This is a genomic window from Paenibacillus sp. FSL H3-0457, from assembly GCF_037981725.1.
Classification (GTDB): Bacteria; Bacillota; Bacilli; order Paenibacillales; family Paenibacillaceae; genus Paenibacillus; species Paenibacillus amylolyticus.
In genome coordinates this window covers 1,981,302-1,993,387 of sequence record NZ_CP150283.1, presented here as the reverse complement: position 1 = coordinate 1,993,387, position 12,086 = coordinate 1,981,302, and the positions used below count along the sequence as shown (strand labels likewise).

The 12,086-nt window shown below is 43.9% G+C and carries 12 protein-coding genes; 3 read left to right on the top strand and 9 right to left on the bottom strand.

Going from position 1 to position 12,086, the window contains the following annotated elements; translation table 11 throughout:
* The first annotated feature begins 257 nt into the window (after positions 1-257).
* On the top strand, positions 258-704 hold the full coding sequence (locus MHH25_RS09050) for a GNAT family N-acetyltransferase (RefSeq protein ID WP_100529523.1): 447 nt from the start codon (positions 258-260) through the stop codon (positions 702-704).
* A gap of 6 nt (positions 705-710) precedes the next feature.
* Here the strand turns inward: MHH25_RS09050 and MHH25_RS09045 are convergent, their stop codons facing one another.
* The 9 genes from MHH25_RS09045 to MHH25_RS09005 form a co-directional block, all read right to left on the bottom strand.
* Positions 711-1,100 (bottom strand): hypothetical protein, encoded by a 390-nt coding sequence (locus tag MHH25_RS09045; protein ID WP_047842246.1) that lies wholly within the window; start codon positions 1,098-1,100, stop codon positions 711-713.
* A 214-nt stretch (positions 1,101-1,314) separates the two neighbouring features.
* Complete coding sequence (locus MHH25_RS09040; protein ID WP_036610165.1) at positions 1,315-2,277, bottom strand: ABC transporter permease; 963 nt, start codon at positions 2,275-2,277, stop codon at positions 1,315-1,317.
* On the bottom strand, positions 2,278-3,357 hold the full coding sequence (locus MHH25_RS09035) for an ABC transporter permease (RefSeq protein WP_036610168.1): 1,080 nt from the start codon (positions 3,355-3,357) through the stop codon (positions 2,278-2,280).
* On the bottom strand, positions 3,350-4,888 hold the full coding sequence (locus MHH25_RS09030; RefSeq protein WP_036610171.1) for an ABC transporter ATP-binding protein: 1,539 nt from the start codon (positions 4,886-4,888) through the stop codon (positions 3,350-3,352). Before MHH25_RS09030 ends, MHH25_RS09035 begins: the two co-directional genes overlap by 8 nt.
* A gap of 299 nt (positions 4,889-5,187) precedes the next feature.
* A complete protein-coding gene (locus tag MHH25_RS09025) occupies positions 5,188-6,228 on the bottom strand; it encodes a BMP family ABC transporter substrate-binding protein (protein ID WP_076327056.1) in 1,041 nt (346 codons plus the stop codon).
* A gap of 579 nt (positions 6,229-6,807) precedes the next feature.
* Complete coding sequence (gene rplT, locus MHH25_RS09020) at positions 6,808-7,167, bottom strand: 50S ribosomal protein L20 (protein ID WP_017689664.1); 360 nt, start codon at positions 7,165-7,167, stop codon at positions 6,808-6,810.
* Positions 7,168-7,255: 88 nt separating this feature from the next.
* Positions 7,256-7,459 (bottom strand): 50S ribosomal protein L35, encoded by a 204-nt coding sequence (gene rpmI, locus MHH25_RS09015; protein WP_017689665.1) that lies wholly within the window; start codon positions 7,457-7,459, stop codon positions 7,256-7,258.
* Positions 7,460-7,483: 24 nt separating this feature from the next.
* Positions 7,484-7,978 carry a translation initiation factor IF-3 gene (gene infC / locus MHH25_RS09010; protein WP_017689666.1) on the bottom strand — a complete coding sequence of 165 codons (495 nt, stop codon included), beginning with the start codon at positions 7,976-7,978 and terminating at the stop codon, positions 7,484-7,486.
* Positions 7,979-8,314: 336 nt separating this feature from the next.
* Positions 8,315-9,553: a glycosyltransferase family 2 protein gene (locus MHH25_RS09005; RefSeq protein ID WP_036610177.1), complete on the bottom strand. Its 1,239-nt coding sequence runs from the start codon at positions 9,551-9,553 to the stop codon at positions 8,315-8,317.
* 710 nt (positions 9,554-10,263) lie between these two features.
* On the opposite strand from MHH25_RS09005, the gene MHH25_RS09000 reads away from it, so the two are divergent.
* Both MHH25_RS09000 and MHH25_RS08995 read left to right on the top strand, forming a co-directional pair.
* Positions 10,264-10,791, top strand: coding sequence for a phosphatase PAP2 family protein (locus tag MHH25_RS09000; protein ID WP_017689668.1), 528 nt, complete (start codon positions 10,264-10,266; stop codon positions 10,789-10,791).
* A 50-nt stretch (positions 10,792-10,841) separates the two neighbouring features.
* The gene (locus MHH25_RS08995; protein ID WP_036669745.1) at positions 10,842-11,993 is read left to right on the top strand and encodes a UDP-N-acetylglucosamine--LPS N-acetylglucosamine transferase; all 1,152 of its coding nucleotides are present in this window, start codon (positions 10,842-10,844) and stop codon (positions 11,991-11,993) included.
* Positions 11,994-12,086: the final 93 nt, after the last annotated feature.

Below are 12,086 nucleotides of genomic sequence, written 5' to 3'. Positions count from 1 at the left end.
TCTCTGAGCAAAAGAGCCCTTAAAACTTCGTCCTCTTCATAGCCGATGAAATATTCTCGTTAAATGTTAGGAACATTATATGATTCCTCCAACCGATAAGTCAATACCTGTTTTGCATAAAAATTCAGAGAACCTTCTTTCCTTCCTCTTCAGCCTATAAGGTTGCCCTAATCCCAGCGATTCATTCAGTCACCTTTTATCTTGCTTCGGGCATAGGATATACGAGCAGCACGACTGGTCCTGAAAGGAGGCTCCGCATGGTGATTCGGCAACGCACATCCAAGCTGGATGATGGCGCCATCATGAAGCTGATTGACACTCAACTTGTTCCTTTATCCCATATGAGCGAAAAGGAAATTAATAAAATCCGCAAAGAAATACCCCTGCGAATGAACAGGGGCATGACCTTTGTTGTCTCGCCGGAGCCAGACAAAGCTGCTGTGGCATTCATCCATTTTCTCATGCATGGGGAATTGCTCTATGTCGATATGATGGCCGTTAGTCCGAAAGAACAACGCAAACGTTACGGGCAAACTTTGTTGCTCAAAGCAGAGAGCTTTGCGGTATCTCGGGGTTGTCGAAGATCTAAAGTGATGGTGGATGAGGGCAATACCAAAGGACTTCAGTTTTATCAAAAAAATGGATACAGTGCGATTCGATACATCATGATAAGCCGCTGCTACGAATTGGAAAAAACATTATAGAATGTCCTAGAAAAATCCTGGTGGGCGTGGACCTGGACCATAAGGGCCGAATCCAGGACCAGGTCCATATCCGCCACCAGGTCCTCCAGGTCCATATCCCGGTCCGTAGCCTGGACCATATCCAGGCCCTGGTTTTGGTCCAGGTCCATATCCGGGACCAAAGCCGGGACCACCTCCATAAGCATAAGGCAGTGTAGCAATAGCGAGCAGATCAAACAATACCAGTGGCAGAATCGCTTTTGTACGTACTTTTTTGCCATTCAAACGCTTGAGTACCAGTTTGTTGCCCGATACTTTCAACAGCTTTCCCGTAACCCGAGTGCCGTCTTTTTTGATTGCAACAATATTTTTGCCTATTAATTTCATCGCTTCATCACGCGTAACTTGTTGTTTCATACTTTCCCCTCCTCCTCGGATCGTTCAAAACAGTGTATTCGTCCATTACTGAATTCGCCTGTTTCTTTGTCCCTACCTGAAAATATGGGTATCTGCACGAGAACCAAGTTAAGCATGTAAAAGTCGATGGGCGTTCAAGAAAACAAAAAAAGGCCCGCACATGGCGGACCCTTTATCAGAACTCTGAATAGCTAAGCTGATATGGAAAAGGTTGTTACCTTTTACCCGGATCATAAGCTTCACCGAGTGCAGACGGAGCCGAAGAACGTCCAACCGCTGCAACGAGAACGATGATGGTAAGCAGGTAAGGCAACATGAAAATAATTTCCTGGGGAATACTTTGTGACCATTCAAACAACTGTACATAGTTTCGGATCGCTTGTGAGAATCCAAAGAAGACAGCCGCACCAAAGGCACCAATCGGATTCCACTTACCAAAAATCATAGCTGCAATGGCAATATAACCTTGGCCGGAAACCGTATTGTGTGAGAATGTACCCGTAGTCGTCAACGTAATCGCAGCTCCACCAATAGCCGCAAGCGCACCACTGATCATAACGCCAATATAGCGATAACGAAGCACTTTAACACCAACTGTATCAGCCGCACTTGGATGTTCACCTACAGAACGAAGACGCAGACCAAATGGCGTTTTGAACATGATGTAATACGTCAGGAATACGAACAGAATGGCCAGATATGTTGTTGGATATACGTTCTTGAAGAAGGCTTCTCCAAGCAAAGGAATGTCTTTCAACAATGGCACATCAAACTTGCTGAAACCTTGAACCAACGGTGAATCACCAGAACCTTCAAACAACAGTTTAACCAAGTACAACGTACTTCCTGCTGCCAAAAAGTTAATGACGATACCACTGATAATCTGATCTGCTTTAAATGTGATAGACGCAACGGCATGAATCAGAGATACCATTACGCCCAATACAATCGCGAGCAAAACCCCCATCCAGGCCGATGTCGTTCCGCCCATGCCCGCTTCTTGAGCATAATGCGCCCCGATTCCAGCTGCAAAGGCACCAAAGACCATAAAACCTTCAAGTCCAAGGTTGGTTACACCTGATTTTTCCGAAAAAATTCCGCCGAGTGATGCAAAAATCAATGCCGTAGCAAAGACAAGCGTCGTATTGATAATTTGCCCAATTGTCAACAAGTCCATCTACAACACCTTCTCTTTCTTACGCTTCGAATAGAACGGTTTAAGTATCCAGCGCACGATGCCTTGTGCCGCAATGAAGAAGATAATCGAACCGATCACAATCCGAATAATCTCAGGCGGAACATCCGCAGCAAAACTCATACCTGCAGATCCGTACGTGAGGGTACCAAACAATACCGCCCCCAATAACACCCCAAATGGATGATTCAAACCAATCAGGGCAACCGCAATTCCGTCAAAGCCTGTTCCCGGTGAACCCGACATTACGGTTTGGTATTGGAACACACCAAGAACCTGGAATGCACCACCAAGACCGGCAAGCATACCACTGATAAACATCGCTTTTACGATATTCCGGTTAACATGCATACCTGCATATTCAGCCGCATTAGGGTTGTAACCTACCGCGCGGATTTCATAACCTTGTTTTGTTTTCCACATATAGATATAAAAGAGCACAGCCATCACAAGGGCAATCAACGTCCCCATGTGTACACGCGAATTGCCCATCAGTTCAGAGAGCCATGTCAAACTAATCGAAGCCGATTCGCTGATATCCACGGAACGATTCTCGCCCTTCAACAGCAAGAATTGGCGAACGATAAGGTTGGCGAGATATAGACCAATCCAGTTCAACATGATACTACTGATAACTTCATTGACCCCACGTGCCGCCTTCAGATAACCAGCAATAGCGGCCCACAGACCACCAAACAATGCACCGGCAATCAAAGCCAGTGGCGCATGAAGGTAGATCGGCAAACCTGCAAACTTAACACCAACAAATGTTGCAGCGGTCATACCAACGAGAAATTGACCTTCTCCCCCGATATTAAACAACCCCGCACGTGATGCAAATGCAAATGCAAGTCCAGTCATAATTAGTGGTGTCATTTCCCGTACTGCTTCACCAAAGTTGTACATGTCGCCAAATACCTTGGTGAACAATGCACCATAGGCTTCAATTGGATTGTAACCACCAATCAGCATGACAACTCCACCGAGAATAAGACCCATAATAATAGCTACTACAGGTAAAATAAATGAATCTCGCGTAAACCATTTCAATACGTTATTCATGCGCAGTACCTCTCTTTTGGGTGCTGCCCGCCATCATCAAGCCGAGCTCCCTGTCATTGGTTTCTTCCGGCAGCACCTCGCCAACGATCTGGCCTTCATAAATAACAGCAATTCGGTCAGATACATTGATAATCTCATCAAGCTCAAATGAAATCAGCAGAACAGCCTTCCCTTGATCGCGCTGTGCAATCAGTTGCTTTTGCACGAACTCAATAGCCCCTACATCCAAACCACGTGTTGGTTGCGCAGCGATAAGCAGTTCAGGGTTTTTATCTACCTCACGGGCGATAATGGCCTTTTGCTGGTTTCCTCCGGACAAGGACCGAGCTTTGGTCTCGATGCTTGGTGTACGCACGTCAAATGCCTCAACAAGCCGCTTCGCCTGCTGTTTGATGGCATCGAAGTTAAGGAACCCTTTACGGGTGTATGGTGCTTTATAATACGATTCCAGAACGATATTTTCACTCACTGAAAAATCAAGTACAAGTCCGTGTTTATGTCGATCTTCCGGAATGTGGGCTACACCCGACTCCGAGATATGGCGCGGAGAATGATTGGACAGCTCCTTGCCCTCCAAAAGAATCGAACCGCTCTCTACTTTACGAAGTCCGGTAAGGGCTTCAATCAGTTCACTTTGGCCGTTACCATCCACGCCTGCGATTCCGACAATCTCTCCTGCACGTACGTTCAGGTTAAGTTGGTTCAGAACCGAAATACCTTCTTTATTCTTGGCCGTTAATTTACTGACTTCGAGCACATTGGCTCCAGGTGTAGCCGGTTTTTTGTCCACTTTGAATGTGACATTCCGACCCACCATTTTCTCTGCCAGCTCATTCGGATTCGTTTCCGAAGTTTTGACCGAATCAATCACTTTACCCCGACGAATAATCGTTACCGTATCGGAGATTTCCATGATTTCTTTCAGTTTGTGCGTGATCAAAATAATGGACTTTCCTTCAGCTACAAGCTTCTTCATGATGATCATCAGTTCTTTGATCTCTTGAGGAGTCAATACGGCTGTAGGCTCGTCAAAAATCAGAATGTCTGCACCGCGATACAACGTTTTAACAATCTCTACACGTTGCTGCATTCCGACAGAAATATCATGAATTTTGGCATGAGGATTCACCTTCAGTCCATACTGTTCGGAAAGACGCTGAACTTCAGCGGCTGCTTTTTTATAGTTAATATTGAGACCCTTCGTTGGTTCAGATCCCAAAATAATGTTCTCTGTTACCGTGAACGGCTGTACAAGTTTAAAATGCTGATGCACCATGCCTATGCCAAGATCGATCGCTCGGTTAGGGCTGTCGATGATGACAGGCTTGCCATTCACTTCAATGGAACCTTCATCTGGCTGATAGAGACCAAATACAATATTCATCAACGTTGACTTACCAGCGCCGTTTTCGCCCAGTAGCGCATGGATCTCGCCCTTACGAAGCTGAAGGCTGATGGCGTCGTTGGCAACAATGCCTGGGAAACGCTTCGTAATTTGTTTTAACTCAACGACGGGGGTTGCTGCACCCATGTAATCACCCTTATAACTGATATAGTGTGGTTCCGCAAACGTAAAAAAAAACGTCTATCGACGTACTTTCAAAGAAGACAGACCGCGCTTAGCTGAAGTTTTTCTTGCGATAATCGAATGGTTCAGCTCATTAAGAACAACTCAATTCCATTATCTTAAGAAAAGCTCCTACCGGAGCGTTGGTGCACAGTGACCTTGTACAATTGTTATGATGACTTGATCAAATGTTCCTGTTCTTGCAATCATAAGGCCGGTCAAGACCGGCCCCAATGATTATTCATTTGCAACTTAGATCAAAATTACTCTGTAGGAACTTTGATTTCGCCGCTGATGATTTTTTCTTTGTACTCTTCTACTTTAGCAAGTGTATCAGCAGATACATTGGCAGTAGAGGTATCAGCAATACCTACGCCGTTTTCTTTCAAAGTCAGGTTCTCGGAACCGCCAGCAAATGTACCATCAACTACTTCTTTGTTAACGCGCTTAACTGCTTCGTCAACTTTTTTGATCATGGAAGTCAAAGTGATCTCATCACCAAACTCAAGAGATTGGTCTTTGTCTACACCGATAACCCATACATCTTGACCTTGTTTCTTACGAGCACTTGCTTCGTTAAACACACCATTACCTGTTGCGCCAGAAGCGTGGAAGATAATATCTACGCCTTCATTGTAAAGTGTTGCTGCTGCTGCTTTACCCAAGTCAGGTTTATCAAATGCACCTGTGTAGTTAGAAATGAATTGAGCATCAGGGTTAACTGCTTTAACGCCTTCTCTGAATCCTACTTCAAACTTTTTGATCAGTGGGCTTTCCATACCGCCTACAAAACCAATTTTGTTGGATTTAGTTGTCAGACCAGCCACAACACCAACCAGATAAGATCCTTCTTCTTCAGCAAATGTTACGGATTTAACGTTAGGAGCATCAACAACACTGTCGATGATCGCGAGTTTAGCATCAGGGTTTTGCTCAGCTACAGTTTTGATTGCATCAGCCAATTGGAAACCGATACCCCAAGTCAGATCATATCCGCCTTTAACAAATTCGTTCAGGTTAGGAATGTACTCTTCATCGGATTTACTTTGCAGGTATTTAACAGCAGTACCTGTTTCTGTTTCGGTCGCTTGCAAAGCTTCCCAAGCGGATTGGTTAAAGGATTTGTCATTAACTCCACCTACGTCAGTAACCATACCGATTTTGAGATCGGATTTCTCTTCAGTGGGTGTACCACCTTTATCTCCTCCGGCATTTGTTTCTTCTTTCGGTTTGCTACCGCAACCTGCGAGCATAACCGATACCGCCAGCAACATTACCAAAGACAAGCTGAGCATCTTTTTCATTTCTCTTTTTCCCCCTTAATGATATATCCCTCATTCCAATCCAGCCTACAATTGAACGGTTAACAGATAGCAGGAATGACTTTTATGCAGAATGTATGGTTTCTTCGACATTAAAAGCGCATTCTCACCCTTAAAGCATCCTATCATCTGTCGAAAAACCGAACATTATGACATGGAGAGAAAAATCTAGGACTAGCCTACTAGAGGTGATTATACAATCAACCAGTGTTAAAATCCAGATGTTTCATCACCAAATATCACATATTTTTGTTCTTTTTTTATTGAAAACGCTTAATAATTTAGCGTTTTAACACACTAACGTTACAACGATGTGATGTTATATAACAAAAACATATCGCGAACTTTAGTGATGAGTGGGATTTACCTGTTTTTATTTGTATTATTTCACCGTTCGTATTTTATGTATTCCCATGGATCGTTATTCACCAGTTATCTAGTTTCATTGTTCCCTTCCAGACTATAGCCTATTCGCTCTACTCATTCAGAGATTCATCTTCGAATTTCTTCCAAGCCGTAAAAAAAGCCGCCATATAGGTACGGCGGCTTGTATCATACAATTTAAGCGTTGATTTTGCCTTTAGCTACAGTAGCCAAAGAGTTGAACGCATTGATGTCGTTAACGGCCAGATCAGCCAACATTTTGCGGTTCATGTCTACTCCAGCAAGTTTCAAACCATGGATCAGTTTGTTGTAAGACAAACCATTCATACGTGCTGCAGCATTGATACGAACGATCCACAGTCTGCGGAAGTTACGTTTCGTGTTGCGACGGTCACGGTATGCGTATACCAGGGATTTCATTACTTGCTCGTTAGCTGTTTTAAAAATACGGTGTTTGGAACCGAAATAACCTCTTGCCAGTTTCAAAACCTTTTTATGACGACGACGTACTACAAAACCGCCTTTTACTCTTGCCATATTAAAGAACCTCCCAAATAAATATAAATGTATCCGTGGTATGTGTACGGCCGTAGCCGATCCCCCATACGGAATGTACTAATTAGAATTAGCCTTTCAAGTTAGCCAAGCCTTGTTTCAAACGTCTAACATCCCCGGCAGCCATAACTGGGTTACCGTTCAGAACGCGCTTAGCACGTTTGGATTTGTGGGAAAGCAAGTGGTTTTTGTGAGCTTTGTAACGAAGGACCTTACCGGAACCGGTAATTTTGAAGCGTCCTTTCAAACTGCTGTGTGTTTTCATTTTAGGCATTTTGTGTTTCCTCCTCCAATGTTATCAGGCTTTAGGAGCCAAGATCATGATCATACTGCGGCCTTCCAATTTTGGTTGACGTTCAACAGTACAAAGTTCTGCAACTTCTACCTTAACGCGCTCCAAAATCCGTTGACCAATCGCGGCATGTGCAATTTCACGTCCGCGATAACGAACAGAACATTTCACTTTGTCGCCTTCGTTCAAAAACTTAACTACATTACGAAGCTTCGTTTGATAATCGTGCTCCTCAATATTGGAACGGAACCATACTTCTTTAATATCAACAATTTTCTGGTTCTTACGGGCTTCTTTATCTTTCTTTTGTTGCTCATAGCGGAATTTGCCATAGTCCATAATACGACACACCGGCGGTTTAGCCTGTGGTGCCACATTGACCAGATCCAAATTCAGGTCAATCGCCATTTGCAGTGCTTCGCGAATGGGCGTAATCCCAATTTGTTCTCCTTCAGCTCCGACAAGGCGTACTTCCTTCGCCCGAATCTCATCATTAATCATGTGATCTTTACTAATAATCGTCCACCTCCAGGTCATTTTGAATATCCAGTTAAACAAAAATAAAAGGGATGCCGGTCAAGCTACCGACATCCCTGTAATCAACACAATTCTTCATGAGTATACACTTCATAAATTATTGGGATCGTTGACCAGCCAACATGTTTGTTGATCAGGTGAGAAGTCGGACTTCTGCTTGTGATTCCATTGCTATTCGTTTTAAGGCACTTGAATACTATATCACCCATGAAACACATTGTCAACATTCTTCACAACTTTTTTTTCGCAAATTATACATTTGTTATATCAGATGTCAACAAAGTATCGCACGCATGTTCCTTACCCTTGCTTGCTCTGTACCTCATCCAACCGTACAACACGTGTATGTTGAGTGTGGCTCCACTGTTTGTTGTTCTGCGTAAAGAAAGCGTAGAACGTAATCGGGTACCAAGACAGCAGGTAGATCGGGAACAAAATCAGATATAGATAAACTTTGGCAAAGGTAACCTTCTCCAGCGCCATGGACAACAGGAACGTCAGAATGTTCAAACCAATAGCCACGAACCCAACCCATAACGGGAAGTATCCATAAATATTAGCAATGTGCGGACCACTGAATATAGCCATGTCTACCCACATCACAGCCGTCATCAGGAACGTAAGCAACACCACATAGACATTGGCTCCGTAGATAGCAAGGTCAAATTTCACCAGGCTTCTTTCCTTAATGGACTGCCATAGCAACGGGAAGAAGTATCTACGCGCAACTGTAAAGTGACCTTGCATCCAGCGCAGACGTTGTCTCGCTGAAGCTTTGAATGTTAATGGCTTCTCATCAAATACTTTGGCGTCATAGTTGAAAACAGGATACACATTACGTTGCACACTGCGCATCGTAAACTCCAGATCCTCAACCAGACTTGTTGCACCCCAACCAATTTCCTTCAACAGGTTGGTCTCAAAGCACATTCCGGTTCCTCCGAGGAAATTCGCCATATTCAAGTTATGACGAGACAACTGCCACAGACGGTTGATGTACCAGTAAGAAACACCGTAAGCTGCAGTAATCCAGGAATCCTCCGGATTTTTCGTATCAATGTATCCTTGAATAACACGCGAACCATTGTTCAAGTCATCATTCATCTCAAGCAAGAAGTTACGGTCAACCAGGTTATCCGCGTCAAACATAACAACTGCGTCATACTGACGTGGCAATTTCCACAAGTACTTAAGCATCCATTCGATGGCGTACCCTTTACCTCTTAAATCGGCATTGGTACGTACACAGGCGTTTAATCCATGCTCTCTGACAATTTGAGCCGTTCCATCCGTACAGTTGTCACAGATGACAAACACATCGTACAGATCTTCCGGATAATCAAGTTGTTTCAAGTTCTCCATCAAGGCACCAATGACTTGTTCCTCATTGTGTGCTGCGACGAGTACAGCGAATGATTTTGTCGCCGGATAATGTTTCTTTTTCTTTTTCTTAATCAGACCGAAAAGCGAAAACGTGAATTGGTACACGGCTAGCAGTGCCAGAATGACCTGCATCGTGACGAATATAGCGTCCAACATCGTTCTCTGTTACCCCCTTTTTTTCAAAACCCAGTTTACTCAAGCATTTCTCTTCCTGATTCTGCAATTTATTTTTTTTTGATCTGCAGAATATGACCCTGTTCTTTTGTGTACTACGTGAATATATCAGGCAATGTTTCAAAGCTTGGTTGCTATCAGTTGGCTGCTTTATCGATTCTGTATCCTTTTCAGTCATTTGTCAAAACCCCAATTCCACTTTCTGAAGCAGAAATGTGATCTTTAAACGCTGAATAGACACTTCGTGATACCACAACCTCGCATTCATGCCTGTTATATCTTATTTTCAGCCGTTTACTTGATTTTTATTTCTAAAGTCCCTGCTTTTTTCATCAGCATGATAATCTTCGTCAGAGGCTCTATAACAAATAACGCAAACAGACCTCAGAAAGTTTGAAACAGAACTCACATTTTTTTACCTCATTTCAGCCATGTTGAATCATTGTATCTTTTTTGGCTGACCCAAGTCAAAAAGTTAAGATGGGTATATATCCACTCTTTAACATGAATTTCACGTTCTTTACATGGGTTCTTCTTGAAAAGGACAACATTTAAAAATATGATAAACATATACCTGAAATAACCTCAAGTTCATGAAAAACGGTTATATACTAATCAGGACGAAACCGGATGCAGAAAATCACCGGAAATAATGCCGCCATTACGGGCGGCCTGACTGGCAGGAGGCCAATATGAGCCGTTTATTCTTAAAGTTTCAAGATTATGATCGAAATGTTTTTATGTGGATCAACGGCCGACTTCATAATCGTTTTATGAATTTTTGGCTGTATTATTTCACCCATCTGGGTGGAGCAACTTCATCTATTGCAATATCCTTGTTAATCTGGCTGCTTGCTCCAGCTCCATGGAGCACAACAGGACTCCAGGCATGTATCGCCCTTGCGGTCAGCCACATCCCTGTAGCCATCGCGAAAAAATTGTATCCCCGCATTCGACCTTATCTGGCCTTGCCGGATACAATTACGTTCCGTAATCCACTGACGGATCACTCGTTTCCTTCAGGGCACACAACTGCCATTTTTTCGGTCACAGTTCCCTTTATGACCACTGATCCGATCTTATTGCTAATCTTGTTGCCTGTGGCCCTTATTGTCGGATTCTCTCGAATTTATCTGGGGTTACACTATCCTTCCGATGTTCTGGCGGGTGCCACAATAGGTACTTTAGTCGCACTTGCAACAGTTGCATTCTGGTCTTAAAGCCGATATGTTAGACTCAGAAAAACCTAGCAGGAACAGGTGAAGTAAGCGTGGAGAAAAAAAGAGTATTACTATTATCTGAAGGCTTTGGTACGGGTCATACTCAAGCCGCCTATGCACTGTCCAGCAATTTGCGAAAGCTCTCGCCAGACGTGCAGACAAAAGTGCTTGAACTGGGAAGTTTCTTAAATCCAAAGGTTGCACCTCTGATTATAACAGCATACAAAAAAACGGTTACCAACCAACCCAAACTTTTCGGATACGTATACAGACACCAATATAAAAAATCATTGAACAGGCTGACCACACTGGCGTTGCATAAACTGTTCTATACACACACACGCAGCGTTGTGCGCCAGTTACGTCCCGATGCGATTGTCTGTACACATCCGATTCCAAGTGCTGTCATATCCAGACTGAAACGTCTGGGTGTACAGGTTCCCCTATGCACAGTCATCACCGACTATGATGCACATGGGACGTGGATTAACCGTGAAGTAGACCTTTATCTGGTTTCTTCAGATGAGGTTAAGTCCAAACTAATGCTACGAGGCGTACCTGCAGACAACATTCGAGTCACGGGCATTCCGGTGCATCCAAATTTTTGGGAGCATCCCGGGCGAGAAGAGATCCGAAGCAGATTTAACCTCAAGAACATGCCTACTGTACTGGTGATGGGCGGCGGTTGGGGAATGCTCAGCGACAAGCTGGTCCATCCGTTGCTGACACGCTGGCATGAAGATATTCAGATCATTTTTTGTCTGGGTCGCAATGATAAAACACGGATCAGCATGGAACAGAACCCGATGTATCGCAAAGAAAATATTCACATTATGGGGTACACCAACGAAGTGGACAAATTAATGGAAGTATCCGACCTTCTGATCACCAAACCTGGGGGAATGACATGCAGTGAAGGCTTGGCGAAAGGAATTCCCATGTTGTTCCACAACCCTATACCTGGTCAGGAAGAAGAAAACGTCCATTATTTTACAGCAAGAGGGTTGGGAGAACCCATAACTTCGCCCGACGTAGTGGTTAAATGGATGAACAAGCTGTTGCATCACTACCCGGATGTTGTACGTAAACGCAAACGTCATCTGGCGGAAATCGCCAAGGTTCATCCAATGCAGAGCGCTCAAAGTATTATCGATCTGCTGGAGGACGTTCGTCCTTCATCCGCAGAAGAGGCCCGTTTATGAATTTATCCTATTAGGATGTCGCTTCCTGTATTCTTCGTCCAATAACGCCTCTAACCAACGGCTTCAAACAAGCCTGCAACCACATTGAAAAGG

Coding starts and splice junctions, on each gene's coding strand:
- MHH25_RS09050 (WP_100529523.1), top strand. CDS start 258: ATGGTGATTCGGCAACGCACATCCAAGCTGGATGATGGCGCCATCATG.
- MHH25_RS09045 (WP_047842246.1), bottom strand. CDS start 1,100: ATGAAACAACAAGTTACGCGTGATGAAGCGATGAAATTAATAGGCAAA.
- MHH25_RS09040 (WP_036610165.1), bottom strand. CDS start 2,277: ATGGACTTGTTGACAATTGGGCAAATTATCAATACGACGCTTGTCTTT.
- MHH25_RS09035 (WP_036610168.1), bottom strand. CDS start 3,357: ATGAATAACGTATTGAAATGGTTTACGCGAGATTCATTTATTTTACCT.
- MHH25_RS09030 (WP_036610171.1), bottom strand. CDS start 4,888: ATGGGTGCAGCAACCCCCGTCGTTGAGTTAAAACAAATTACGAAGCGT.
- MHH25_RS09025 (WP_076327056.1), bottom strand. CDS start 6,228: ATGAAAAAGATGCTCAGCTTGTCTTTGGTAATGTTGCTGGCGGTATCG.
- rplT (WP_017689664.1), bottom strand. CDS start 7,167: ATGGCAAGAGTAAAAGGCGGTTTTGTAGTACGTCGTCGTCATAAAAAG.
- rpmI (WP_017689665.1), bottom strand. CDS start 7,459: ATGCCTAAAATGAAAACACACAGCAGTTTGAAAGGACGCTTCAAAATT.
- infC (WP_017689666.1), bottom strand. CDS start 7,978: ATGATTAATGATGAGATTCGGGCGAAGGAAGTACGCCTTGTCGGAGCT.
- MHH25_RS09005 (WP_036610177.1), bottom strand. CDS start 9,553: ATGTTGGACGCTATATTCGTCACGATGCAGGTCATTCTGGCACTGCTA.
- MHH25_RS09000 (WP_017689668.1), top strand. CDS start 10,264: ATGAGCCGTTTATTCTTAAAGTTTCAAGATTATGATCGAAATGTTTTT.